Source organism: Corynebacterium sp. HMSC067D03, from assembly GCF_001811185.1.
GTDB classification, from domain to species: Bacteria; Actinomycetota; Actinomycetes; order Mycobacteriales; family Mycobacteriaceae; genus Corynebacterium; species Corynebacterium coyleae.
In genome coordinates, this window is record NZ_KV803781.1 from 35,054 (window position 1) to 58,115 (window position 23,062).

At 63.4% G+C, this 23,062-nt stretch carries 25 protein-coding genes; 13 read left to right on the forward strand and 12 right to left on the reverse strand.

From position 1 onward, the window contains the following. Positions 1 to 45: 45 nt before the first annotated feature. A complete protein-coding gene (locus HMPREF2785_RS01110) occupies positions 46 to 849 on the reverse strand; it encodes a lytic transglycosylase domain-containing protein (RefSeq protein WP_070613943.1) in 804 nt (267 codons plus the stop codon). Positions 850 to 996: 147 nt separating this feature from the next. On the opposite strand from HMPREF2785_RS01110, the gene HMPREF2785_RS01115 reads away from it, so the two are divergent. Continuing rightward, a complete protein-coding gene (locus HMPREF2785_RS01115) occupies positions 997 to 1,419 on the forward strand; it encodes a hypothetical protein (RefSeq protein WP_070482886.1) in 423 nt (140 codons plus the stop codon). Here the strand turns inward: HMPREF2785_RS01115 and HMPREF2785_RS01120 are convergent. Next, the gene (locus HMPREF2785_RS01120) at positions 1,409 to 2,005 is read right to left on the reverse strand and encodes a MazG nucleotide pyrophosphohydrolase domain-containing protein (protein WP_070613945.1); all 597 of its coding nucleotides are present in this window, start codon (positions 2,003 to 2,005) and stop codon (positions 1,409 to 1,411) included. The genes HMPREF2785_RS01115 and HMPREF2785_RS01120 overlap by 11 nt on opposite strands. A gap of 33 nt (positions 2,006 to 2,038) precedes the next feature. On the opposite strand from HMPREF2785_RS01120, the gene HMPREF2785_RS01125 reads away from it, so the two are divergent. Further along, positions 2,039 to 2,701: an 8-oxoguanine DNA glycosylase OGG fold protein gene (locus HMPREF2785_RS01125; RefSeq protein ID WP_070614064.1), complete on the forward strand. Its 663-nt coding sequence runs from the start codon at positions 2,039 to 2,041 to the stop codon at positions 2,699 to 2,701. 88 nt (positions 2,702 to 2,789) lie between these two features. On the opposite strand, the gene HMPREF2785_RS01130 is transcribed toward HMPREF2785_RS01125, so the two are convergent. Continuing rightward, the gene (locus HMPREF2785_RS01130) at positions 2,790 to 3,275 is read right to left on the reverse strand and encodes a DUF4411 family protein (protein WP_070613947.1); all 486 of its coding nucleotides are present in this window, start codon (positions 3,273 to 3,275) and stop codon (positions 2,790 to 2,792) included. Positions 3,276 to 3,278: 3 nt separating this feature from the next. Next, positions 3,279 to 4,427 carry an ImmA/IrrE family metallo-endopeptidase gene (locus tag HMPREF2785_RS01135; protein WP_070613949.1) on the reverse strand — a complete coding sequence of 383 codons (1,149 nt, stop codon included), beginning with the start codon at positions 4,425 to 4,427 and terminating at the stop codon, positions 3,279 to 3,281. Between the two features lie 254 nt (positions 4,428 to 4,681). Between HMPREF2785_RS01135 and HMPREF2785_RS01140 the strand changes: the two genes are divergently transcribed. Continuing rightward, positions 4,682 to 4,903 carry a hypothetical protein gene (locus HMPREF2785_RS01140; RefSeq protein ID WP_070613950.1) on the forward strand — a complete coding sequence of 74 codons (222 nt, stop codon included), beginning with the start codon at positions 4,682 to 4,684 and terminating at the stop codon, positions 4,901 to 4,903. A 126-nt stretch (positions 4,904 to 5,029) separates the two neighbouring features. On the opposite strand, the gene dnaG is transcribed toward HMPREF2785_RS01140, so the two are convergent. Next, complete coding sequence (dnaG, locus tag HMPREF2785_RS01145; protein WP_070613952.1) at positions 5,030 to 7,015, reverse strand: DNA primase; 1,986 nt, start codon at positions 7,013 to 7,015, stop codon at positions 5,030 to 5,032. 35 nt (positions 7,016 to 7,050) lie between these two features. Between dnaG and HMPREF2785_RS01150 the strand changes: the two genes are divergently transcribed. From HMPREF2785_RS01150 to HMPREF2785_RS01180, 6 genes are all read left to right on the forward strand, one after another. Continuing rightward, complete coding sequence (locus HMPREF2785_RS01150) at positions 7,051 to 7,476, forward strand: guanyl-specific ribonuclease (RefSeq protein ID WP_070613954.1); 426 nt, start codon at positions 7,051 to 7,053, stop codon at positions 7,474 to 7,476. Continuing rightward, entirely contained in the window at positions 7,476 to 7,724 is a 249-nt protein-coding gene (locus HMPREF2785_RS01155) for a hypothetical protein (RefSeq protein WP_070613956.1), read from the forward strand. The genes HMPREF2785_RS01150 and HMPREF2785_RS01155 overlap by 1 nt, the downstream gene beginning before the upstream one ends. A 117-nt stretch (positions 7,725 to 7,841) precedes the next feature. Then, positions 7,842 to 8,714 (forward strand): hypothetical protein, encoded by an 873-nt coding sequence (locus tag HMPREF2785_RS01160; RefSeq protein ID WP_141750613.1) that lies wholly within the window; start codon positions 7,842 to 7,844, stop codon positions 8,712 to 8,714. Positions 8,715 to 9,479: 765 nt separating this feature from the next. After that, positions 9,480 to 11,213 carry a carbon starvation CstA family protein gene (locus HMPREF2785_RS01170; protein WP_070613962.1) on the forward strand — a complete coding sequence of 578 codons (1,734 nt, stop codon included), beginning with the start codon at positions 9,480 to 9,482 and terminating at the stop codon, positions 11,211 to 11,213. Then, positions 11,197 to 11,454, forward strand: a complete 258-nt coding sequence (locus tag HMPREF2785_RS01175) for a cory-CC-star protein (RefSeq protein ID WP_070421363.1) — start codon at positions 11,197 to 11,199, stop codon at positions 11,452 to 11,454. Before HMPREF2785_RS01170 ends, HMPREF2785_RS01175 begins: the two co-directional genes overlap by 17 nt. After that, complete coding sequence (locus HMPREF2785_RS01180) at positions 11,445 to 12,437, forward strand: ArsA family ATPase (protein ID WP_070613964.1); 993 nt, start codon at positions 11,445 to 11,447, stop codon at positions 12,435 to 12,437. The genes HMPREF2785_RS01175 and HMPREF2785_RS01180 overlap by 10 nt, the downstream gene beginning before the upstream one ends. 244 nt (positions 12,438 to 12,681) lie before the next feature. Here HMPREF2785_RS01180 and HMPREF2785_RS01185 read toward each other — a convergent pair whose 3' ends face one another. Further along, positions 12,682 to 14,019: a deoxyguanosinetriphosphate triphosphohydrolase gene (locus HMPREF2785_RS01185; protein ID WP_070613965.1), complete on the reverse strand. Its 1,338-nt coding sequence runs from the start codon at positions 14,017 to 14,019 to the stop codon at positions 12,682 to 12,684. Positions 14,020 to 14,038: 19 nt separating this feature from the next. Between HMPREF2785_RS01185 and HMPREF2785_RS01190 the strand changes: the two genes are divergently transcribed. Further along, on the forward strand, positions 14,039 to 16,036 hold the full coding sequence (locus HMPREF2785_RS01190) for a TPM domain-containing protein (protein ID WP_070613967.1): 1,998 nt from the start codon (positions 14,039 to 14,041) through the stop codon (positions 16,034 to 16,036). 60 nt (positions 16,037 to 16,096) lie between these two features. Here HMPREF2785_RS01190 and HMPREF2785_RS01195 read toward each other — a convergent pair whose 3' ends face one another. Genes HMPREF2785_RS01195 through HMPREF2785_RS01205 form a run of 3 tightly spaced genes read right to left on the reverse strand, consistent with a single transcriptional unit; the run spans position 16,097 to position 18,422 of the window. Continuing rightward, positions 16,097 to 16,537, reverse strand: a complete 441-nt coding sequence (locus HMPREF2785_RS01195; protein ID WP_070613968.1) for a hypothetical protein — start codon at positions 16,535 to 16,537, stop codon at positions 16,097 to 16,099. Next, positions 16,534 to 17,040, reverse strand: coding sequence for a hypothetical protein (locus tag HMPREF2785_RS01200; protein WP_070613970.1), 507 nt, complete (start codon positions 17,038 to 17,040; stop codon positions 16,534 to 16,536). The genes HMPREF2785_RS01195 and HMPREF2785_RS01200 overlap by 4 nt, the downstream gene beginning before the upstream one ends. Next, on the reverse strand, positions 17,040 to 18,422 hold the full coding sequence (locus HMPREF2785_RS01205) for a glycine--tRNA ligase (RefSeq protein WP_070421399.1): 1,383 nt from the start codon (positions 18,420 to 18,422) through the stop codon (positions 17,040 to 17,042). Before HMPREF2785_RS01205 ends, HMPREF2785_RS01200 begins: the two co-directional genes overlap by 1 nt. A 164-nt stretch (positions 18,423 to 18,586) precedes the next feature. On the opposite strand from HMPREF2785_RS01205, the gene HMPREF2785_RS01210 reads away from it, so the two are divergent. After that, the gene (locus HMPREF2785_RS01210) at positions 18,587 to 18,940 is read left to right on the forward strand and encodes an ArsR/SmtB family transcription factor (RefSeq protein ID WP_070453541.1); all 354 of its coding nucleotides are present in this window, start codon (positions 18,587 to 18,589) and stop codon (positions 18,938 to 18,940) included. Between the two features lie 90 nt (positions 18,941 to 19,030). Then, positions 19,031 to 19,462 (forward strand): Fur family transcriptional regulator, encoded by a 432-nt coding sequence (locus HMPREF2785_RS01215; protein ID WP_070453544.1) that lies wholly within the window; start codon positions 19,031 to 19,033, stop codon positions 19,460 to 19,462. Here HMPREF2785_RS01215 and HMPREF2785_RS01220 read toward each other — a convergent pair. The 3 genes from HMPREF2785_RS01220 to era are packed head-to-tail and all read right to left on the reverse strand — an operon-like array spanning position 19,459 to position 21,862. Beyond that, a complete protein-coding gene (locus tag HMPREF2785_RS01220; protein WP_070613973.1) occupies positions 19,459 to 20,184 on the reverse strand; it encodes an isoprenyl transferase in 726 nt (241 codons plus the stop codon). The genes HMPREF2785_RS01215 and HMPREF2785_RS01220 overlap by 4 nt on opposite strands. A 9-nt stretch (positions 20,185 to 20,193) precedes the next feature. After that, complete coding sequence (recO, locus tag HMPREF2785_RS01225) at positions 20,194 to 20,910, reverse strand: DNA repair protein RecO (RefSeq protein WP_070613975.1); 717 nt, start codon at positions 20,908 to 20,910, stop codon at positions 20,194 to 20,196. Continuing rightward, positions 20,900 to 21,862: a GTPase Era gene (era, locus tag HMPREF2785_RS01230; protein ID WP_210386065.1), complete on the reverse strand. Its 963-nt coding sequence runs from the start codon at positions 21,860 to 21,862 to the stop codon at positions 20,900 to 20,902. The genes recO and era overlap by 11 nt, the downstream gene beginning before the upstream one ends. A 107-nt stretch (positions 21,863 to 21,969) precedes the next feature. Here era and HMPREF2785_RS01235 point away from each other — a divergent pair, with 107 nt between their 5' ends. Continuing rightward, on the forward strand, positions 21,970 to 23,007 hold the full coding sequence (locus tag HMPREF2785_RS01235; protein ID WP_070613977.1) for an HNH endonuclease signature motif containing protein: 1,038 nt from the start codon (positions 21,970 to 21,972) through the stop codon (positions 23,005 to 23,007). Positions 23,008 to 23,062 lie beyond the last annotated feature (55 nt).

Sequence of the window (23,062 nt, forward strand, 5' to 3'; positions counted from 1 at the left end):
AAAATGACTTGGCGAAAAATTCCGACAACAAGTCTAGCCGTTGCCCTACCGGTGGGCAGGCTGGTTCATGGCATAGTTGGCCGCCGCGTCGCGCACACGGGCGAAATAGTCGCTGGACTGGTTGTACGCGTAGATGGCCTGGGTCCACCCCTCCTCAGTAGCCAGGTCGCGGGTTGCGCCGCCGGAATTACACAACAGGTTGGCGGCGCCTAAGGCGGCGTCGTCGATCTGCTGGGGATTCGGGGTGCCGTCACCGTTGGCGTCGCGACCAAAGCGCGCCCAAGACTCCGGGATGAACTGCATCGGCCCGACTGCGCGGTCGAACTCCGTGTCGCCGTCCAGCTGACCGTGGTCAGTGTCCGGGACCTTGGCAAAGCCGTCCCCGTTGAGCTGCGGGCCGATGATCGCGGGTTGCGGGTAGCCGTTCTCGTCCAGTTTGGAGTAGTCGAAGCGGCCGCCGTAGGTGCCGTGGCGGGTCTCCACCCAACCAATGCCGGCGAGCGTGTTCCAGGTCAGGTTGCAGTGCGGCCAGGCTTCCTCGGCGATCAGCGCAGCGTTGGCGTAGGCGCGCACGGCCTGGCCGGACATGTTCGTGGCCTCGCCGATGCTTTGCGACCAGTCAAAGAGTTGGTCGGAGGTTCTGCCCGGCGCGTGGACGTCGATACGCGGGGGCGCCTCCGCAGCCGCAGGCGGGACCGTGAGCGGGGCTTTTTGCTTCGGCTCTGTTGTGTCGAAGTTGAAGGCCGAGAGCAGCCACGCGATAAGCGCGACGACCAGAATGACGGCCATGGCCGCGCCAAGAATGCCTACGCAGCCACAGCCGCGAGCAATGCGTCGCGGTGTGATCATGGGCGCAAAGTGTACCGGGCGCGGTTACCGCGCCGTGCGGGGGTTAGGCGGTACCAGAAGTAACAATTTTCACACAAACCACAATAATCACAGCTGTAACAGTTATGATGCTTGACGACCTATCAAACTTCCCCGAAAGGACACCCCATGCGCCGCATCACCGCCGCACTCGCAGCAGGCCTCATCGCCGTCACCGGCTTCGCAGGCACCGCAACCCCCGCCAAGGCTCAGACCCTCGAACTCGTCCGCCTGCTCAACGGCAACATCGCCACCGCCAACTGCGACAGCCTGCGCACCGGCCTGACCGCCACCCGCATGGTGAACAAGGACACCACCCGCAGCCAGCTCGTCATGAACCTCAACACCGCCGTGGGCAACGACGCGGCCCTGCGCCTCGTCTCCGCAAGCACCGTCGGCGCGGTGGCGGACCGTGCGCTGGAGTGCGGCATCGTCAAGCCGGACCCGGTCACCCCACTCGACCAGCTCTTCGCCGGCTCCTCCCAGATGTCCTCCAAGGCAGGCCTGCCGGACATCCGCACCCTCATCCCGGCACTGCCGGCTATTCGCTAGCCTTTCCCTCGGCCCACAGACGGTCCTGCGTGGCCTTATCCACAGGTCCGTCTGACCCGTCGAACAAATACGGCGCACGGCGGCGCATCTTATCGACGAACGCCCCCGCCACATCACCAAACCCAAAGGCACCCCGCTCGTCGGCAATCTCCGCATGGAACAACACCTGCAGGAGCACATCCGACAACTCCTTCTTGAGCTCCGCGTCGGGCGCCTTTGCGCGAATCGCATCCGCGACCTCACCAGCCTCCTCCGCCAAAAACGGCAGGAGGCTTTCGTGCGTCATCTCCTGCTCCCACTCACCCCGACGCCGCGCCTCACGCATCGTCTCCACAGCCTGCAACACAGGATCCTCGAGGGAAGGGACTTTGATCAGGGTGGTGGAGTCGTCGTCAAGCAAACGCTCCGCGAACTTCGGATCCGTGGTGATGATCCAATGCCCGTCGCCGTCTACGACATCCAACGCCCAACGCACCGACACCGGCACCTCCGGCGAAAACTCCACACGACCACGAATCTGGCCAACGAGATTCAGCGGGATCATGTCGGGCCAACGGGCATCCAGAAGCAACACGGTCGCAGTCATGCTGGGAAGTCTAAGGCCTCTATGATGGAGCGCATGACTCAGATCGCCGAAGCACTCGAAGCCATCAAACCCAGCGCCCAAGACGCACTGCAAGACTCCGTTACCTTCTCCCCCATCCGCTGGAAAACCGGCTGGCCCCACCACCTCCGCCGCGTCCCGCCCTTCCGCGACGACGCCACCGCCTCCATCACCCGCGCCGAAGTTTTCTCCTTCGCGTCGGATGTCCGCTCCTCCGACTTCGCGCGCGAGCAGATCATCGACTTTTTGGGCGCCTGCTTTGCCTACATCGCCGGCCAATCCAACCAGGTCATGCAAATGCAGGCGTTTCTGCGCAACAAGGGCAACGCTTCCAAGCTGCTCGGCGCGATCCGCAAGCTTGGCGGGCTGTCGCCTGTCGACGCCTACGCCTCCCTGATCGCAACCGGCCTGGCACCGAAGTACGCATCCGCCGTGGCGTACTTCCTGGCGGGTGAGCAGGACGCTGCTGGTGCTGCCGACGGTGCTGCTGCGCCGGCGATCATCTGCTCCAACCGCGCGCGCCTGGCTGGCCTGGCGAAGGACGCCGACTGGACCGCCGACGAATACAAGGAGTACCTCGACGCCTTGACCGCTGCGCGAGACGCCTACGACTCTTCCCTGCCGTTGGACGCGGTTGAGTGGGCGTTGCGGGAGTTTGCTCGTCGCGAGGCAAAGTAGCGCTGAGTTTTTGGGGGGTGAATATGTCGCCCGGCGAGCTTAGGGGCAAACCCGAACTCGCCGGGCTTTGGTTTTGATGGGGTTGGGTTTAGATCTTGATGTGTAAACGCTGAAGGAACTCGAGTGCACTGATACAGGGCACACCGAACTGTATAGCCACGTCAGGGATCTTTACCTTCTTTATGCTGTTAGGTGCCGACGCCTCATTAGTAACAATGGTCGCACCGTAGCGATATGCCGACGCCACCAACCAGGAGTCTGCCACATTGAAGAACTCCGTAGCGGCAGCGTCGCGGTATTTCGGTTGTCTGCCGAACTCAACCCATTCCACGACTTCCTGGTAACAATCGACCTCTTTTTGATCAGGGAAAATTATTTGATTTTGGCGGACATTCTTCTGATACCAGCCATACTCAGGAGCACCCCACGCAGCAAGCTCTTTATCAACCTCATCATGGAAGTGCACACCGTCGGAGAACAACGCAACCTCAAGGTTCTCCCAAAGTGTCGGAAACACAGTATCCGGATAAACACTGGCCAAGGTGCCCAAGAAGTTGGTGTCCACCAAATACATCAACTACACCGCTTCCCGGCCTCGCACCTGTCGTGCATTGACCAGATTCGCGAACGACTCGCTTGAATTAGTTCCTAGGTACCGCGCAGCCTCCCGTTGCGATATCTGGCCATTCACCGCCGCTTGCGTAACCGTGTCAAAGAATCTTCCGCCAACCCGGGAACGAACCAGCACGTGGTGCGGCGGCGCCCCCTCACCGGACTTCTCCACTCGCTCTCCGGTGTGCTTCACCAAAGGCAGTACGCGACGTGCTTCCTCTTGATCAATGAGCTCCAATTCCTCGAGGCGCCAGAGCATGGCTTCCCTACTCAGACCAAAGCGACGGGCGAGTCGTTCGACTTGGTCTTTGGTCGGCATGGTGTCGTCGAAAAGCTTCTGCACTGCAGATGCCGGAGCAATGAGCGCGGACGCAAACTGGTTGCACCATCGCTCCAACTGCACTCCGTCCGCATGATCGGAAACACCCGGTTTTCCGAGCACAACGTGGCCAAGCTCATGCGCGAGGCTGAACAACTGCGCGGTTTTTGCATCCCGAGTGTTGATAAAGACGAGGCAGAAACCATCGTCTTCAATGGTGAATCCACGAAACTCTTCGACGCTCAAACGACGCTTCGTCGAACTCTCCACGATCGAATTTCGAGCCACCAACACCCCTGCTTCTTCCATCGCGATCACCAAGGCGCGCACTTTATCCGACCCCGGAAATGGGACGTCAACATCAAACCCGAGATGCTCGCGGATAGACAGCGCGACGTCTTGAGGGCGCTGAGAACTCGAGGCTGAAGCGAAAAAGACCGGGGGTTCAATCCCCTCATCCTTTGCATAGTCCGAGTACCAAGCCAGACGCTGCTGCGACTTGAGAACAACCTCTTGAAGATCTGGGCTCATCGCCCCCAACGCAGAATTCCTGACGGTCCGGAAATCTGCAACACCAGTGTCTTCTCCCGAAGGCTCCTTAAGCAGCAACCTCCCGAACGGAATCTTGGCGCGGCGAGCCAAGTCTTGTGCCTGACGCAGCGTGGGTTGTGCGTCCCCCTCCAACCAGGAATCGAATTTTGGAAAACGCTTGAGCAACTCATCATCATCCAAACCCGTACGACGAGCGGCCCACTGCAAGACGGGAGGCGTGACCGAAACACGCGGCGTGTTCATCGGCCCACCTCCTTGTCACTCTTCCTGCGAAAACCGAACTCTGCCCAAGACGATAGTGCGTATGGGGTCAGTATGTCACCCAGAGTTGACACGTGAACCGGTTTTGATGTGGAGGGTCGATGCCGCCGCTGTACTGGGCGTTTAATGCGACTCGGTGAGTTCGGGTTTGCTCCTAAGCTCACTTTTTGGCGTATTGATTGAGTTACGATGAGCGTTGATCGGGCAGGGACTCAAAACAGATTGGTGCAGCAACGATGAACCGTTTCACAGCGACCGCTGAGCACTCATCCGGCTGGTGGGTGGGGCAACTTGAAGAAGACTCTGGCGTCATTGTCCAGGCTCGATCTGTAAAGCAACTTAGAAACGAGTTCCGAGAAGCACTTCGACTCTTTCCAGAGCTCACCGCACACCCCGACGCTGCTCACATTGAAATTACGGTTGTTGGTGAAGCAGGCGGCGGCGGGCTGACCTACTAGTGGCGCTTCGGGGCGATGCAAGATGTTGCAGGGGCGGGAACTGCGACCTGCGCGGAGTGTAAAAACCGACAGACGAAAAGGCAGGGTTTTACACAACCGAAATATGTAAAGCGGGGCGCTGGTGGCCTAGCGCCCACGGAAGGCGCGGTCGTTGAGGTCCCTGCGGGCCTGCTCCAACGCAACCAAGTCGGAGAAGAGGGCGTTGTAGGCCTCTTCGTCGTCAGAGGGGCGCATGCGCTGCAGCTGCGCCTTGAGCTGAGCGATCTGCTCGCCGACGCGGGTCTCCTGCAGGCGGGAGAGGACGGAATCGGCGTATTCATCGAGGTCGTCGGCGTGGATGGGTTCGACGGCGAGTTCGGAAACAAAGTTGCGCCCGGAAAGATCGCGCATCTCGCCGGCGACGGCAGCGATCCAGGAGGCACCGCCGTCGGGGGCAGAGCCGGTGGGGCTAAAGCCGGTGGGCGCAGCGCCAGCAGCGCCCACGCCGCCAGTGCCCAAACCGGCCCCCGCGCGGGCGCAGCCGCCGGCGGCGGTGATGGCCTCGCGGACCTGCTGGTAGGCGTCGTTGGTGAAGGCGTCCGGGTTGATGCCGTCGAAATAGTTGCCGGCCTTGGACGGGTGCTGAAGGGCGATCTTCAAGGCTTCGCGCTGGGGCCACAGCATTGGGTCGTCGGGGCGCGGCGGGATGAGCAACTCCGCCTGGCGGCCGGAGGAGTCGGGACCTGCGGCGGCCTGGCGGGCGGCAAGGGAGACGCGCTGGCGCTTCTCCTTCTTCGGCTTCTTCGCCTCGGCGCGGACCTGTTCCAGCACTTCGTCGGGGTTGGGCCAGCCCACCCAGCCGGCGAGGCGGCGGGCGTATTCCTGTTGGAGAACTTTGTCGTCGATGGAGGCGACGACGGGGACGGTGCGTCGTAAAGCTTGGACGCGCCCCTCGGCAGAGTCGAGGGAGAAGTTCTTCAGCAGGGACTCGATGACGAACTCGTAGACGGGGATGCGGGAGGCGACGAGGTCCCGAAGAGCACTGTCGCCCTTCTCCAGGCGCAGGTCACAAGGGTCCATGCCGTCCGGGGCGACGGCCACAAACGACTGGCCGCCGAACTCCGTGTCGGTGTTGTAGGCGCGCATCGCAGCCTTCTGGCCAGCCTCGTCGCCGTCGAAGGTGTAGATCAGTTCGCCGCGGAAGAAATTGTCGTCAAGCATCAGGCGGCGGATCAGGCTCATGTGCTCGGAGCCGAACGCGGTACCGCAGGTGGCCACGGCGGTGGTCACGCCAGCGGCATGCATGGCCATCACATCGGTGTAGCCCTCCACCACCACCGTCTGGTGCTGGGTGGCGATGTTGCGCTTCGCCTTATCGATGCCGAAGAGCACCTTCGACTTGTGATACAGCATCGTGTCGGAGGTGTTCATGTACTTGCCCATGGGGTCGTCGTCGAAAAGTTTGCGCGCGCCGAAACCGATCGTGTTCGACGCGGCATCCTTAATCGGCCAAATCAAACGACGGCGAAACTTATCAATCGGCCCGCGCTTGCCCTGGGAGGAAATACCGGCGTCGATGAGTTCCTGGACCTCAAAACCCTTACGCAGCAGGTGCTTCGTCAGCGTGTCCCAACCGTCGGGGGCGTAACCGCACTCGAAATCCATGATCAACTCACGCGAAAACCCGCGGTTAAGCAGGAAATCGCGCGCGACCTTCGCCTCAGGCGTCTCCAACTGCTCGCGGTAAAACTCGTGCGCCGCCTTATTCGCCGCCAGCAGCCGCTGGCGCGTTCCCGGCTTCACATCACGCGCACCCGTCGACCCGCCCTGGTAATTAATGCGGTACCCAATCTGGTCCGCGACCGCCTCCACCGCCTCCGGGAAGGTCAACTGCTCCATCTCCATCAGGAACGAGAACACATCCCCGCCCTTGCCCGTAGAGAAGCAGTGGTAATACCCATGAGCAGGGCGAACGTGGAAACTTGGGGTCTTCTCGTCCTTAAACGGACTCAGGCCCTTCAGCGAATCGTGCCCGGCAGGCTTCAACTGCACATACTCGCCCACAATCTCGTCGAGCGGTGCGCGCTGACGGATAGCCTCAATGTCACTATCCGGAATTCTGCCCCTTGCCATGGCGCTCATCGTAGCGTGTGCAACGATATGGGCCTATGAAGCGCCCGATTGTCCTGCTGACCTGCCTCGCGTTAAGCAGTTGCGTATCGACGACCCCCTCACCCACCCCGGCACCAACCAGCGCCGTGGCGTCGAGCGCAACCTCGACCGCGACCGCCTCGGGGCTGCCGGCGTGCGGCTCACTTCCCGACGAAGCCTGGGACACCGTCGATCTCATCGAAGCCGGCGGACCTTTCCCCTACCCCACCAACGACGACAAACGCTTCGGCAATTACGAACGCGTCCTCCCCCAGGAGTCCCGCAACTATTACCGCGAGTACACCGTGGACACGCCGGGGCTGCGCCACCGCGGGGCAAGGCGCATCGTCACCGGCGGCGCAAGCGGCAATGCCAGGGACGTCGAGACCTGGTACTACACCGACGACCACTACGAATCCTTCTGCGAAATGGAGGTCAACTGATGAATCCGATCTTTCTCGCCAACCCGGTCCACACGCTTGAGGACCTCGCCCGTGGCATCCTCACCGCCGCCTACGGCCCCAAAGATGCCGCCGACCGGCCCGTGCCCACAAACCTCGACGCGCTCGCGGATCTCCTGCGGGAAACCCAAGTGAAACGGGTGGTGGTGGCTTCCTGGAGGGTGGAGGGGTCGTCGACAAGCAAAGTGCGCGAAGTGTTTGAGGATGAAGGGGTCGAATTGGCAGCTTAGGGGCAAACCCGAACTCGGAAATGTCCACTATATTGTGCACGCGAGGGGTTCCCAACGCAGCCGCCAGGCGCGATACTGGCTTGCATGGGGTATGCAGAAATGGCTCACCTTCGGGGGTTGAGAGCAGATTTTGACGAGCAAGCCAACGCGCCCAGCGCGAACCCGCGCTATGTGACGCGGACAACCACCGTCGAGAAAGAATGGTGGCAATCGCTCCCACTGCGCGACCAAATGCTGGTCCGCGGTGCGGGAGTCTCGCGCGACAGTCGCAAAGCGATCCTCCTCGGTCGCTGGGCCGCAGTGCAACACGGCATGTGGATTGGGCCATTCACCGACTGGACCGTCGATGTCGCACTACCGTCCGGAAAACCGCCCGCCAAAAGCAAATGGCCCTATCTGACACGATTCCGCTCAGTGCCCGTGCGTGACGACGAAACCATCACCGCCCACAACATCCGCTACACCGACCGACTCCGTACCTACATCGACCTGTTCCGCTTCGGCACCATCACCGACCAACTCACGGCAACCGATTGGCTCCTGTCGCACTACTCACGCCGCACAGTGCACGATTACATCGACGGGTTCGAAGGTTGCCGGCCCGAGATTCTCAAACGGGCGCACAGAATGGTCGCTGGTGTGACACCGCTGCCCGAGTACCGGTACAGCCTCGCCCGCGCCGTCCTCTCCTCACACCGGATTGACTGTTACCCGGTGTTCCTAAAACCATGGGTCACATCCGGGCCTCTAATTGTCGACTGCGGCGGGATGCGCAACATCGCCATCATCATCGACGACGCCACCGGCTTCGATTCCGACTTCGGTTTCCCCGAAGACACACGCGCCTCCTGGACTTCGCACCACAACTTCCCGACAGTGCGTTGGGACTTCTCAGATCTGTTCTTCAGACCGGACCTTTTCATGAGGGAAGTAGGCCGGGCGCGTAATGCCGTCATATATAAGCACTCGCTGCCAAAGTGGGAGTGGTGAGGCGGTCGCCGGCTGTGTGAGCGCGTTGTGTGGGCGGTGTGTGAGCGCTGTTTGAGCGCGGTGAGGCGACCGCCCTGAGGGGTGGAAGGTGTCCGATTGGCAGCTTAGGGGCAAACCCGAACTCGGATGCGCGGCACGACCACAGTGGACCGCAGTGGAACGCAGTGAAGGCCGGTAGGAATCGCCGTCGGTGCGAGTTCGGGTTTGCCCTTAAGCTCAGTTTTCGCACATGTGCACCCCGGCGTGGGATGTGGCCGGGCGTGGGCGCTCCGGGGTGGAGGGGTCGTCGACAAGCAAAATGCGCGCAGTGTTTGAGGATGAAGGGGTCACGCTGGTCGCGTAACCACGCACGCGTCATCTGACGGGTCGAGCCACTCCAACTCTTTGCAATCAACCCCCTCGGCTATAGCAGTTGCAGTTTCCTTCCATGCTGTGAACTCGGCTGCCAGCAGGCTGGGGTCTTCCGAAGTAAACGCTTCTCGAAGGTCACGCGCGCACGCCTCTCGATCGTCCGGGGAAAGCGAGAGCATCCAAGGAAACGCTCGAATCATTCGTTCCACGCGATCAAACAAACGCCTTCGTCTTTCGACACAGCTAGAAAAGTTCTACTACGCAAACTTATGCGGTCATCGCGCGGAAGTCGAGGGGTATCAGACATCCTGTTCACGTAAAACAGCGCATAAAAACACCCCAAATGGAAACTTAAAAGTGTGCTGTGTGTCATAATTCGCAAACTGTGAACCACGACACGAATGGAGGACGCCCATGAGCTCGCTCATCCTAGTGCTCGTCGGCCTCGCGATGATGGCCGCCGGCTACCTGCTGTACTCGAAGTTCCTGGGCAAAAAGGTGTACCAACTCTCGGACGCCTACTCCACGCCCGCCCACACCATGGAAGACGGCGTGGACTACGTGCCCACCAACAAATACGTCCTGTGGGGCCACCACTTCACCTCCGTGGCGGGCGCAGCACCGATCATCGGCCCGGCCGTCGCCGTGATTTGGGGGTGGGTGCCGGCGTTCCTCTGGGTGACGCTCGGCACGGTGTTCTTTGCGGGGATGCATGACATGGGGGCGCTTTGGGCGTCGCAACGCCACCGCGGGCACTCCATTGGCACACTGTCCGGCCGCTACGTCGGCGCGCGCGGACGTAACCTGTTCCTCATCGTGATCTTCCTGCTGCTGCTCATGGTCAACACGGCCTTCGCGGTGGTGATCTCCAACCTGCTGATCTCCACCCCAACCGCCGTCATCCCCACCTGGGGCGCGATTCTGGTGGCCCTGCTGATTGGACAGGCGATCTACCGCTTCAACTGGAACCTGCCGCTGGTGTCGTTCGTCGGCGTGGCAGCGCTCTACGGCCTGATGATCCTCGGCGACCGCATGCCACTCGCCCTGCCCGAAGTCATGCTGGGCATCCCTGACCGAGGCTGGTGGATCATCTTCCTGTTCCTCTACGCCTTCATCGCCTCGCTGCTGCCGGTGTGGGTGCTGCTGCAGCCGCGTGACTACATCAACGGCCTGCAACTGTTCGTCGGCCTGATCATTCTGTACGGCTCGTTCTTCGTCGTCCGCCCAGAAGTTGTCGCCCCGACACTTCGCGACACCGTCCCCGACGGCACCCCCGGCATCTTCCCACTCCTGTTTGTCACCATCGCCTGCGGTGCGATCTCGGGCTTCCATGGCATTGTGTCCTCGGGTACGTCGTCGAAGCAGATCGATAAGGAAACCGACGTGCGCTTCGTCGGCTACTTCGGCGCCGTCGGCGAAGGCCTGCTCGCACTGGGCACCATCGTTGCGACGACCGCCGGATTCAACACCATCACGGATTGGGAAAACGTTTACAACGAATGGAACGCCGGCGGCGTGGACGCCTTCATCCAAGGCGGCGGTGCACTGATGAACGAAGGCCTGGGCATCCCGCAGTCCCTGTCCGGAACAATCTTGGCGACGATGGCCGTCCTCTTCGCCGCCACCACCATGGACTCCGGTATCCGCCTGCAGCGCTTCGTCGTCACCGAAATCGGCGACCTGATGGGCTTCAAACTTTCCGGCCTCATCGCCACCATCATCGCGGTCGGCTGCGCACTCGGCCTGACGTTCTCCATGGGCATCGACGGTTCCGGCGGCATGCTCATCTGGCCACTGTTCGGCACCACCAACCAGCTCATGGCCGGCCTGACCTTGTCCATCGTGGCGATCATGCTCACCCAACTGCGACGCCCCTCCTGGCCAGTGCTCGTCCCGCTGGTGTTCGTCACCATCATGTCCCTGTGGGCGGCGGTGCTGCAGGTGCGCACGTTCTACAGCTCCGGCAACTGGCTGCTGCTCGTCCTCGATGTGATCATCATTTGCTGCGCGATCTGGGTCATCGTCGAAGCATTCACGGCGATCTCGAAGGCACGCCGCGAGCCCGCAGTGGTCTGGCGTGACGACGAAACCATGCCCGGCGAACACGCTGCCGCCGACGCGGACGCTGCCGATGCTCGAGCGCTTTAAAGCCTTCGCGGCCGGCCTGGACGAGTTCTACAAGGCGCCTTATCGTCGAGAATTTGCCCGCGCCGCCCGCGAAGAAGACGACCTGTTCACGCTGCTCGTCGCCTCCGAAACGCTCGGCATCCCCAACCCCGCCTCCTTTTACACCCTCGAGCTCATGCCATTGCTTTACGACGAATTCCACGCCTGGCACACCCGCATGGGCATGTCCCACTCCCCCTTGGACGGCGTGCGATGCTGCTAAAAACCGCACCCGTGATGTTCTTCGGCGGCAAAGGCGGGGTTGGCAAAACCACCGTGTCGGCCGCCACCGCGGTACGCCTCGCCGAAGCCGGCCGGCGCGTGCTGCTGGTGTCCACCGACCCGGCGCACAACCTCGGCCACATCTGGTCGGTGTCGCTCTCCGACACGCCGACCGAACTCGAACCCGGCTTGAGCGTCGTCGAACTCGACCCCGCCACCACCACCGAACGCCACCTCGCCGAAGTCGAGCAGTCCATGCGGGCAATGATGCCCGAGCGCATGCACCCCGAAATCCGCCGCCACCTAGACCTGTCGCGCAACTCCCCCGGCATGCACGAGGCGGCGATGCTGGAACGCGTGGCGGAACTTGTGGACACGCAAGGCGTCGACCACATCATTTTCGACACCGCCCCCTCCGGCCACACCTCCCGCCTCCTTGCCCTGCCGGAGTTGATGGCGGCCTACACCGGCGGGCTGATGCAGCGCCGCGAACAATCCGACAAGTTCTCCCGCGCCCTGCGTGGTCTCGGCGGCGCGGACGAGGACCCGGTGCAGCGCCGCAACCAGCAGATCCGCACCACGCTGTTGCGGCGGCGTCGCAAGTTTGAGCGCCTGCGCGACATCCTCACCGACCCGGCCGCCTGCACGTTCACCATCGTGCTTACCGCCGAGCGGCTCCCGGTCCTCGAGAGCACCGAACTTTACGACGACCTCACCCAGCACCACATCCGCGTCTCCGGCCTCGTCGTCAATCGCCGCAGCCCCGCCGACGCCGCTGCGGATGGCACTGGCGCTGGGACTGGCGCTGGCGCTGGTGTGGGCTCGAGCGCAAGCGAGTTCTTGGCTGCCCGGCGCGCCGTGGAAGACGAAGCGCTTGCCCTTCTGGACGCGAAACTGCCCAACGTGCCGCGCGTGGAACTGCCGTGGCTGCCCGGGGAGATCGGCACCCGCGCCGCGCTCGCCGACATCGCCGCGCGCCTGTAGCCTCCCCGAGCCCCGCTCCGAGGAGTGGAAGGTGTCCGATTGGCAGCTTAGGGGCAAACCCGAACTCGCTTCGAAGCCCTTTTTCATCTGGCCAGCTGAGTTCGGGTTTGCTCCTAAGCTCACTTTTCGCCGTATTCCACCTCGGCGCGGTATAGGCTCACTCGCAATATCTGCGAGCGAGAGGAGCCCCTATGTGCCGTCCCGTCCACTGCACAACCTGCGGCAAGACGCAACGGCCGCGGGCCTAGTAGAAGCCCTCGAAGGCGCTGGCTTTCTTCGCGGTGCGCTCGAGGCGAGACTCGGTCATGGAGGCGATCTGGTCGATGATCACGCGCTCGCGCTCGGCGTCGGTGTCGGCCGCTTCGAACCAGGCACGGAACATCGTGTCCAGGGTGCCCGGGGCGCCGGCGCGCAGGTACTCGTGGACGCGGTAGATGCGGTCGCGCTGGCGGTCCTGACGCGCGAGATGGGCGGGCACATCCATGACGTAGAGCACCGCGACGGTTTTCAGCAGGCGGACTTCGGCCTCGACGTCTGGCGGGACGATGAGGCGGCCGTGCTGGCGGCCCATCACGCCCGAGGCACCCGCAGCGCTCGCAACGCCCGGGGCTGCAGCAGCGCCCGAGGCGCCCGCAGTGCCAGCGCCCGCAGTGCCAGCGCCCGCAGCGTTCCCCTCGAGGGTCGCCTTGGTCACGCCGCCGATGTAGCGCCCCACCAACTGCGACGTCAGCCCCTTCAGGCGAACCCAAGAGGACAAGGTGTAGTCGAAGTCGGCGGCGGCTGCGATGGCCGGCAGGGCGCGGAGGCGGTCGGCGGCGTCGACGAGTGAGTCGGCGTCGCCACCAAAGGCGGCGGCGCCCTTCTCAGCGAGGGCGGCGAGTTCGACGAAGTCCCACAGCACCTGCAGGGAGACTCGCCCGGAGACGATGCCGTCTTCGACGTCGTGGACGGAGTAGGCGATGTCGTCGGAAAAGTCCATCACCTGTGCCTCCATCGGTGGCATGTCGTCGGTGTGGCCTTCGCGCGCCCACGCAAGCACCGCCGCATCCTCGTCGTAGGCGGAGTACTTCCGGTTTAGGGTGCCGTCGGGGTTGGTGCGGGTCACGGGGTATTTCACGGCGGCATCTAAGGAGGCGCGGGTGAGGTTGAGGCCGTAAGAGTGGTCGTCGATAAGCACTTTCGGCTCAAGGCGCGACAGGATGCGCAACGTCTGCGCATTGCCCTCGAAGCCGTCGGGCGCGACCTCGTTGAGCGCGACTTCGCCGTTGTGACCGTAGGGCGGGTGGCCGATGTCGTGGGTGAGGCCAGCCATCTCGCAAAGGTCGGGGTTTAAGCCGAGGCCCTCGCCGATGCCGCGCGAAATCTGGGCGACCTCCAGCGAGTGCGTCAGACGCGTGCGCGGGGTGTCACCGTCGCGCGGGCCAACAACCTGGGTCTTGTCTGCTAATCGACGAAGCGCCGCCGAATGCAACACACGGGCCCGGTCACGCGCAAACGCCCCGCGTGAATCCGGCGCAAGCTGCGCCCCCTTCGGGCCCTCGGCGGTGCGGCGTTTCGTATCGTCGGCGTTATAGGCGTACACGAAGCGCTACCCTAGTCGCATGACTAGCCGTTACCTTCGCGTCCTCGCCGTCGGCGGCATGCTGTTTCTCGCAGCACCCGCCACAGGTTTTGCCGAAACGCCCGCGCTTGCGCAAGGCGTGGCCACGGAAACCACCGTCCAGCCAGGCCTTTTAACCAAGCCTGTGACCGACGACGCCGGCGTGCTCACCGATGGCGAGCGCGCCGAGATTGAGCAGGCGATTCAGCAGGTCAGCCAGTCCCAGGGTAAGTCGGTGCGTGTGGTGTTCCTGCGTACCTTTGGCGACATCAGCCCGTCCGACTGGGTCGACCAGGCCGTCGCCGCGAACGGTTCCAACACCGCCGTGCTGGTGATTTCCCCCGACGAGCGCGCCTACAACGTCGGCGGTGGCGAAGAATGGACCCAGGCCGAGATCGACCGGATGAACGACGCCGCCTACGCGCAGCTAACCCAACTCAATTGGTCGCAGGCGGCGCTGAATGCGGTTGAGTCGGTAGGTGGGTCGTCGTCAAGCAACGGTGACGGCGTGGGCTGGGTCGCAGGCGGCCTCGGTGTCGCGGCGCTCGCCGGCGGCGGCATGTACGCGGCAACACGCAAGGGCTCGCGCAAGCAGCAAGCGAAGCAGCTCGCCTCCGCGAAGGCGCTCGACCCGGCGGATACCGATTCGCTCGGCCGCCTGCCAACCGCAACCCTGGAGGAGGTTGCACGCGACGCGCTCGTGTCCGCCGACGAGTCGATTACCCAGGGCAAGGAGGAGCTGAAACTAGCCACATCCGAGTTCGGCGCCGAGCGTGTCCGCCCGTTCACCTCCGCCATGAACGAGGCCACCCGCACCCTGCAGCGCGCGTTTTCCACCCACCAAAAACTTTACGACGCCATCCCCGAAACCGAACCCGAAAAACGCGCGATGCTCGTCGACATTATTTCGTCGTCAGGCAAAGCTGAGCAGGCACTTCGCGACAAAACCGCTGAGTTCAACGACATGCGCGGCGTGCTCATGCGCGCACCCGACGAGGTGGACAAGATCCTCGCCCGCACCGTGGACATCCGCGCGCGCCTCGAGCCCGCCCGCGCCACCCTTGCGCAACTGCGGGAGGCGTATGCGGTGGAGATGTTGTCGTCGATAGTGGACAACGTCGATGTTGCGCAGGCCTCCCTCGACGAAGCCGAAAAGGCGCTTAACGACGCCCGCAGCCTCGCCGCCCAACCCGCCGGTCGCCAAGGCGCACTCCTGGACACGCTCGCGGCTGCCTCGCACGCCGTGGAGGTCTCTGACACCAACCTCAACGCGATCGAGCACGCGGAAGAGAACATCCGGGCGGCGAAAACCAATTTGCCAGCGCTTATCGACGAAATCCGCGCCGAACTCCGCGACATCGACACAGTCAAGGGTGCCCGTGAGCAGGGCGCGCGTATCGACGTCGCCGCCCTCGACGCGGTTTCCGCCAAGGCCCAGCGCATGCTCGACGCGATGGGCAACCGCGCCGACACCGACCCGCTTGCCCTGTACGAGGAACTGGCCAACATGGACGCCGAAATCGACGACGCCCTCGACCGTGCCCGCGGCGTCGCCGGCGACCAAGCCCGCGCGCTGCAACTGTTGGACCAACAAATGCAGGTCTGTGCCGCGCAGATCCAGCGCGCCGAAGACTTAATCCGCTCCCGTGGCCGCATCATCGGCTCGCACGCCCGCACCTTGCTCGCCGAGGCGAAGCGCCAGCACGCCCAAGCGATCCAGCTGCGTGTGCGCGATACGCGTACAGCTATCGACGCCGCCCGCACCGCCACCGACACCGCCCGCCGCGCCGAGCAGGCCGCTAACGACGATATCCGCCGCTACCAAGCGGCCCGCAACCGCGAAACCGCCGACTCCCTGGCCAGGGCGGTGCTGTGGGGCACGCTGCTCTCCGGCGGCGGAGGCGGCGGAGGTGGCTTCGGGGGAGGCGGCGGCTTCGGAGGAGGCGGCGGAGGTGGCTTCTCCGGCGGTCGCCCCTCCAACCGCGGCGGCACGTTCTAGGCGGCACGTTTTAGACCCGCGCGACTGGGTTGGTCGCGCGGGTCTGGCGCTGTGCCGGCGCTAGATGCGGGTGCGGCGCGTCGGCGTGTCCACGAAAGTGAGCGCCCACGTCATGAACACAAGATCCTCCATGGGCAGGTCGGCCTCGGCCGCAGCGTCGACATCCGCTTTGACCTCAACGTGGAGGTCGCCCGAGGCCTTCCCACGGGTCACGGCGACAAGCGTGCCCGCGGCGTCGCGGATCTCGCGGTGCAGGCCGGAACGGTTCAGGGTGTAGCGGCGCCCGTCGCAATCCGCGGTGTAGCGCGCCACCGTAAACCCAGCCTTGCGCAGAACATACTCCCCGCCCGTATCCGCATCGACGGCCTTAAACCGGCGCGCGCTCCCGGCGGTGATGCGCAGCACCGCGCTCGGGTGTGCCCCACCGACGGTGATGGTGTCGGCGGTGGCGGTGGCGCGGGTGCGGGAGTCGTCGAGAAGCGTGGCGCCCTGCCAAATCACAGCAACGCCACCACAACGATGAACAGCGACAAGAACACCAAAGTGCTGATCAGCGCGGTCGAATTGACCATCTTGCGGGCCTCAAGCACCTCGCGGGTCAACCACGCAAGGCCGGCAACCTGGGTGGGCGGCAGGTCGGTCTCGCCCTCGAACTCGAGGATCGCCTTGCGCACACCGTTGTGGTCCTGGGTGAACTGGGCAACCTTCTCGCCGCTCGCATCCTCGACCACCCAGTTCTTGGAGGTCTCCGGGACGAACGCGTAGGCGTGGCCCTCGATGACCAGGTCGATGCGCTTCGCGCGCTTCAAACTGTTCGACGTGCGCACGATCTCCTCGCCGCGGCGCGTCGCCACCGCACCCGATTCGGGGTGCGACACCAACTGCCACTCGTCGCCGCCCACAACGGCGTGGTCGTGCGAGAACACACCCAACACCTCGGGTCCGGCCTCCGCGAGCAACTTCGGCGCGTCGCGGTCCGTGCGATCCCAGCTGACGTAGTGCATTAGCAGCCGATCAGGCGGGCGGCCAGGTAGGCCTCCAGCTCGTCGAGAGGCACGCGCTCCTGCTCCATCGTGTCGCGCTCGCGAACGGTCACAGCGTTGTCCTCAAGGGTGTCAAAGTCGTAGGTGACGCAGAACGGGGTGCCGGTCTCGTCCTGGCGACGGTAACGACGACCAATCGCACCCGAGGTGTCAAAGTCCACGTTCCAGTACTGGCGCAGCTTGGTGGCCAGCTCCTCGGCGGGGCCGGCGAGTTCCGGCTTCTTCGACAGTGGCAGCACGGCAACCTTCACCGGCGCGAGGCGACGGTCCAAGCGCAGCACGACGCGGGTGTCGGTGCCGCCCTTGGCGTTGGGTGCTTCTTCTTCATCGTAGGCGTCGATAAGAAATGCCATCATGGCGCGGCCCAGGCCAGCGGCCGGCTCGATGCAGTACGGGATCCAACGCTCCTCGTTCTGCTGGTCGTAGTACGACAGGTCCTCGCCGGACGCCTCGGAGTGGGTCTTCAGGTCATAGTCCGTACGGTTGGCCACACCCTCGAGTTCGCCCCACTTGGAGCCGGTGAAGCCGAACGCGTACTCGATGTCCACGGTGCGCTTGGAGTAGTGCGACAGCTTCTCCTGCGGGTGCTCGTACAGGCGCAGGTTCTCCGGGTTGATGCCCAGGTCGACGTACCAGTTGAAGCGGTTTTCAATCCAGTACTCGTGCCAGGTTTCGTCCTCGCCTGGTTTGACGAAGAATTCCATCTCCATTTGCTCGAACTCGCGGGTGCGGAAGATGAAGTTGCCCGGGGTGATTTCGTTGCGGAAGGACTTACCAATGTTGGCGATGCCGAACGGCGGCTTGAGGCGCGCGGACGTCATCACGTTTTTGAAGTTAACGAAGATGCCCTGCGCAGTCTCCGGGCGCAGGTAGTGCAGGCCTTCCTTGTCGTCGACGGGGCCGAGGTAGGTCTTCATCAAACCGGAGAATTCCTTCGGCTCGGTCCAGTTGCCAGGCTGGCCGGTCTCCGGGTCGTTGATGTCGGCGAGCCCGTTTGCTGGCGGGTGGCCGTGCTTCTCCTCGTAGGCTTCGATCAGGTGGTCGGCACGGTAGCGCTTGTTGGTGTAGAGCGACTCAACGAGCGGGTCGGTGAACACCTCGACGTGACCGGAGGCTTCCCACACGCGGGTGGGCAGGATGATAGAGGTGTCGACGCCGACGGTGTCGGGGCGGGAGGTCACCATGTGCTTCCACCACTGGCGCTTGAGATTTTCTTTCAGCTCGACGCCGAGTGGGCCGTAGTCCCACGCGGAGCGTGTTCCGCCGTAAATCTCACCTGCGGGGTACACCAAACCACGGCGTTTGCAGAGGTTGACGACGGTTTCGATCTTGGATGCGGGCATCACAATCTCCTGCGTGTAATACGGTTGCCAAAATACGTCGATCAGTCTAGCCGTTTCACTTTGCGACGACACAGACGACCCTTTGGACATAAGTCCCACCTTTACGCCTGCTTCGAGTAAACTGTGTGACAACTGTGTAGGACTGTCGTCGAAAGGGGCCGCCCATGCGTGACGACCTTCGCTTTTCGCCGGAGGAGTTAGACCACACTGCCGCACTGATCCGAGTGCTGGATTCGGAGATGCGTCTTCGGATTTTGCTGCTGCTGCACGATTCACAGCGCGCGGTCCATGAGTTGGTGGGAATTTTGGGGAAGTCGCAGCCGCTGGTGTCGCAGCATTTGCGGGTGCTTCGCGACGAAGGCCTGGTCGCCGCCAAACGCTGCGGCCGCGAAGTCGCCTACGAACTTGCCAACCCCACCGTGATCCGGATTATCCACGCGCTCGTAGACCATGCCTGCGAGTTCTACGCGCCGGCCGCTGACACAACCCGGCGCACGTCGGTGCCGGGCCAGGACTAGCCCGAATCAGCACTAGCCCGAATCAGCACTAGGCAAGATCCGGCTAGGCCTCGTCCCAGTCGAGCGCCATCCCGGCTAAGCTGGCCCGGTATGAAACACCGCCCACACAGCACGCGTCCGGTCCCGAAGCTTGGCCCGAGGATGACTAAGCAGCGCGCGGCGGTCGTCGATACGCTGCGTGGCTTAGACAAATTCGCCTCCGCACAAGCCATCCACGAGATCCTCACCGAACAAGGCGAGTCCGTAGGACTGACCACCGTCTACCGCACGCTGCAATCACTCGCGGACGTCGACGCGGTGGACGTGCTGTACTCCCCCGAAGGCGAAACGCTCTACCGCGACTGTCTCGCCGACCACCACCACCATCACCTCCTGTGCTCCAAATGCGGGCGCAGCGAGGAAATCGAAGGCGGCCCGGTAGAAAGATGGGCCGAGGTGATGGCGAAGCACTACGGCTACGAACTCGTCGGCCACGACGCCGAAATCTACGGCGTGTGCCGCGACTGCCAGGCCAAACGCTAGCTATCGAACTTATCTACCGCGCCGCCAAAGCGCCGGTCACGCTTCGCGTACTCCAGCACCGCATCCCACAAATCCTGCTTAGTAAAGTCCGGGAACAACACGTCCTGGTACACCATCTCCGCGTACGCCGACTGCCACAGCAAGAAGTTTGAGGTGCGCTGCTCCCCCGACGGGCGCAAAAACAGGTCCACGTCAGGCATGTCGGCGCGATACAGGTAGCGCTGGATGGCTTTTTCGTCGACGTGGCGCACGTTGTCGTCGATAAGCGCCTGCACTGCGTCGGTGAGCTCGGCGCGACCGCCATAATTCACGCACATCGCAAGGGTGAGCCCCGTGTTGTGCTTCGTGAGCTCCTCGGCGACCTCAAGCTCCTCGATCACGCTGCCCCACAGCTTCGGGCGGCGCCCACACCACACCACGCGCACGTTCTTCTCATGCAACTCGTCACGCTGGCGGCGCAACACGTCGCGGGTGAAGTTCATCAAAAAATGCACCTCGGAAGGGCTGCGCTTCCAATTCTCCGTAGAAAACGCGTAGGCGGACAGCCACTCCACCCCACCAAGTTCGATGCAGGCATCGACGGCGTCCATGAGCTTTTCCTCGCCCACCTTGTGCCCCTCGGTGCGCTTCAAGCCCCGTTGCTGCGCCCAACGGCCGTTGCCGTCCATCACCAGTGCGATGTGTTTCGGGATGAACTTCTTGTCAATCTTCGGTGCGCCCATGAGCGTTAATTATGCCTGCCCCATGATCTTCAGGCTCTTCAGCCCGACCTCAAGGTTGTGCTGCACGTGCGTCACGGTTGCGCGGTGAATCTGCGCAACGCGTATCGACGACACCCCGTACCCACCCCGCAACAACCACATATCGTGCAGCGTCTCCGGATCCACATCCATCGAGCCGGTGGGTCGGCAGTTGTTACACACCGCCCCGCCGACGGTGGCGTTGAACGCCTTGTGCGGCCCCGGCGCCTGGCAGTTCGCGCAGTTAAACAGGCTTAAACCCCAGCCGGCGTGCTCGGTGGCCTTGAGCACGAACGCGTCGAGCACCAACGTCGGATGCTGGTCGGTCTGCAGGTTGGTCAGCGCCTCCTGCACGAGCGCGAACAGTTCCGGGTCACCCTGGTCGTAGGAAAGCTTCTCGGCGACCTCCATGACGGCGCAGGCGGCGGCGTAGCGGTCGAAGTCGTCGATAATGCGGGCACCGTAGTAGGTGACGGTGTCTGCGCCGGTGATCGTCGATAAGCCTCTGCCCGGATACACCTGCACATCCACATCCACGAACGGCTGCAGGCGCGAGCCGAAGCGGCTTTTCACCTTGCGCACGCCCTTCGCCACCCCGCGCACCAGGCCGTGGTTGCGGGTCAGCAGGACGATCACGCGATCCGCCTCACCGAAATCGTAGGTGCGAACCACAAAGGCGCGATCGCGCCAGGACGGCCTAGAAGCCAAGCCGGCCCAACGCCTTCGGATCCTGCTGCCAGTTCTTCAGGATTTTCACGCGCACATCCAAGTAGATGTTCTGGCCAACCAGGTCGATGATCTGCTTGCGCGCACGGTGCACAATGCCGCTTAAGCGCCGCCCGTCCGGGCCTTCGATGATGCGCTTTTGGCCCGGGCGCTCCAGATACAGCACCGCGTAGATCATGGTGCGCTCCGGGTTGTTCGGGTCCGGGTGCATTTCGTCGATTTGTACGGCGACGGAGTGCGGGAGCTCGTCGCGAAGACCGCGCAGCGCCTCCTCGCGGATCAACTCGGCGATACGCGTCTCCACATCCTCGTCGGTGGTGTGGTCCTCCGGGTAGAAACGCGGGCCCTCCGGAAGGTGGTCGATGAGAATGTCCAGCAGCGTGTCCGTCTGCACACCTGCGGTTGCGGAGACCGGCACGACCTCGCAGTCGGGGCCGAGCAGGTCGTGCAGTTCGAGCAGGCGCTCGCCGACGGTGTCCTTGCCGGTCTTGTCCAGTTTGGTCACAATGCCCACGATCGGCGTGTTCGGCTTCGTTTTGCGGATCTCGTCGAGGATGAAGCGATCACCGGGGCCGATCTTCTCGTCCGCCGGCACGGTAAAGCCGATCACGTCGACGTCCGCGAACGTGTCCTTGACAATGTCGTTGAGGCGCTCGCCCAGCAGCGTGCGCGGGCGGTGAATCCCCGGCGTGTCCACCACAATGACCTGCGCGCCGTCGCGGTTGATCACGCCGCGGATCGGGTGGCGCGTGGTTTCCGGCTGGTCGGCCATGATGGCGATCTTCTCCCCCACCAGCGCGTTGGTCAGCGTGGATTTGCCGGTGTTCGGCCGCCCGACGAAGCTGACAAAGCCCGACTTGAACCCTTCCGGCGTGTTTGTGAAACCGCCGTTCGCGATCGCGTCTTCTGGCAGGTTGTCCGGGAAATCAATCATGGTGCGCATCCTACCGTTGTGGATAACTTTTTCGGTGGTGTGGGAGTTATCCACAGATTTTTTGTGGGGTCTTGTGGGGGTTGCGGTGGGTTTCTAGCGTCTGGTGCATGGATTTTATTGAGTTTTGTTCCGCGGGCGTGGGGATGCTCGCCGGGTTCTCTCGGGAGGCCGCAGTTGCAGCTGGCTTATCGACGACACGAGCGCGCGACCTCGCCCGCGTCTTCGATACGTACTATGGCCCGACCAAGTTCACGCGCAAGCAGGCTGATGCGCTGGCGTTGGCGGAGGGGTTGCCGATCGACCAGTTGGTGCTCATCGAGAAGAAGTTGGTTGTGGTGGGCTCGGCTGCTGAGCGGTGGCGCATCCGGTTGGATCTGGTGCGGCATCGTGGTTCGTTTCGCTCGTTGTCGAAGCGCATCAGCAGGCTTATCGACGTCCCCGTGACCGCCCCCAAACCCTCCTGCCGGTTCACGCGCTCGCGTGAGGGCATGCGTACCATGACGCTGACGTACAACGAGCGCGACTTGGCGGATTTGGAGCACACGCTGCGCTCGATGGTCGATGAGGATCGGCCTGCTGCGGAGCAGATGGCCGGCTCACTGTTCCGCCTGTTGCGCGAGGGCGGCGGGGTGCCGCGCGCGGCGCTGCGGCCGATGATTTTGGTGCCGATCCAGGCCTACACCCGCATCATGGACGGCTGCGGCGACGACGTCGAACTTGTGCTTACCGACGGCACCACGATGACCGGCGCCGAGTTCTTGGCCCGCGAGTTCGGCGACGTGCTCGAGGTGGCCGCCTTCCACCCGCAGAAAGGTGCGGTGAACCTGTACCGGACGCAGCGGCTGGCGAATGGGAAGCAGCGGACGATGTCGAAGTTGATGTCGCCACGTTGCGCCTTCCCCGACTGCCGGCATTCCGCCGAAACCACCCAAACCCACCACATGCACGCCTGGAAGCACGGCGGGATGACCAACATGGACAACCTGGCGCAACTGTGCGCCTACCACAACGGAGTCAACGACGACGACCGGTGGCGGGCGATCCGCGGGCACATCGACAACCCGAACGGGCGCATCTGCTGGATCGCACCCAACGGGACCGAAGTGCCCACCGTGACGGGGGCGATGGAGCTGCTGTTCGACTAATCGATTCACCCGGCCCCGAAAACGCGAAAAACCCGCCCGGGTGAGCGGGTGACGC

Bases quoted from the DNA above. Each gene is read 5' to 3' on its own strand.
- HMPREF2785_RS01110 (WP_070613943.1), bottom strand. From the start codon at position 849: ATGATCACACCGCGACGCATTGCTCGCGGCTGTGGCTGCGTAGGCATT.
- HMPREF2785_RS01115 (WP_070482886.1), top strand. From the start codon at position 997: ATGCGCCGCATCACCGCCGCACTCGCAGCAGGCCTCATCGCCGTCACC.
- HMPREF2785_RS01120 (WP_070613945.1), bottom strand. From the start codon at position 2,005: ATGACTGCGACCGTGTTGCTTCTGGATGCCCGTTGGCCCGACATGATC.
- HMPREF2785_RS01125 (WP_070614064.1), top strand. From the start codon at position 2,039: ATGACTCAGATCGCCGAAGCACTCGAAGCCATCAAACCCAGCGCCCAA.
- HMPREF2785_RS01130 (WP_070613947.1), bottom strand. From the start codon at position 3,275: ATGTATTTGGTGGACACCAACTTCTTGGGCACCTTGGCCAGTGTTTAT.
- HMPREF2785_RS01135 (WP_070613949.1), bottom strand. From the start codon at position 4,427: ATGAACACGCCGCGTGTTTCGGTCACGCCTCCCGTCTTGCAGTGGGCC.
- HMPREF2785_RS01140 (WP_070613950.1), top strand. From the start codon at position 4,682: ATGAACCGTTTCACAGCGACCGCTGAGCACTCATCCGGCTGGTGGGTG.
- dnaG (WP_070613952.1), bottom strand. From the start codon at position 7,015: ATGGCAAGGGGCAGAATTCCGGATAGTGACATTGAGGCTATCCGTCAG.
- HMPREF2785_RS01150 (WP_070613954.1), top strand. From the start codon at position 7,051: ATGAAGCGCCCGATTGTCCTGCTGACCTGCCTCGCGTTAAGCAGTTGC.
- HMPREF2785_RS01155 (WP_070613956.1), top strand. From the start codon at position 7,476: ATGAATCCGATCTTTCTCGCCAACCCGGTCCACACGCTTGAGGACCTC.
- HMPREF2785_RS01170 (WP_070613962.1), top strand. From the start codon at position 9,480: ATGAGCTCGCTCATCCTAGTGCTCGTCGGCCTCGCGATGATGGCCGCC.
- HMPREF2785_RS01175 (WP_070421363.1), top strand. From the start codon at position 11,197: ATGCTCGAGCGCTTTAAAGCCTTCGCGGCCGGCCTGGACGAGTTCTAC.
- HMPREF2785_RS01180 (WP_070613964.1), top strand. From the start codon at position 11,445: ATGCTGCTAAAAACCGCACCCGTGATGTTCTTCGGCGGCAAAGGCGGG.
- HMPREF2785_RS01190 (WP_070613967.1), top strand. From the start codon at position 14,039: ATGACTAGCCGTTACCTTCGCGTCCTCGCCGTCGGCGGCATGCTGTTT.
- HMPREF2785_RS01200 (WP_070613970.1), bottom strand. From the start codon at position 17,040: ATGCACTACGTCAGCTGGGATCGCACGGACCGCGACGCGCCGAAGTTG.
- HMPREF2785_RS01205 (WP_070421399.1), bottom strand. From the start codon at position 18,422: ATGCCCGCATCCAAGATCGAAACCGTCGTCAACCTCTGCAAACGCCGT.
- HMPREF2785_RS01210 (WP_070453541.1), top strand. From the start codon at position 18,587: ATGCGTGACGACCTTCGCTTTTCGCCGGAGGAGTTAGACCACACTGCC.
- HMPREF2785_RS01215 (WP_070453544.1), top strand. From the start codon at position 19,031: ATGAAACACCGCCCACACAGCACGCGTCCGGTCCCGAAGCTTGGCCCG.
- HMPREF2785_RS01220 (WP_070613973.1), bottom strand. From the start codon at position 20,184: ATGGGCGCACCGAAGATTGACAAGAAGTTCATCCCGAAACACATCGCA.
- era (WP_210386065.1), bottom strand. From the start codon at position 21,862: ATGATTGATTTCCCGGACAACCTGCCAGAAGACGCGATCGCGAACGGC.
- HMPREF2785_RS01235 (WP_070613977.1), top strand. From the start codon at position 21,970: ATGGATTTTATTGAGTTTTGTTCCGCGGGCGTGGGGATGCTCGCCGGG.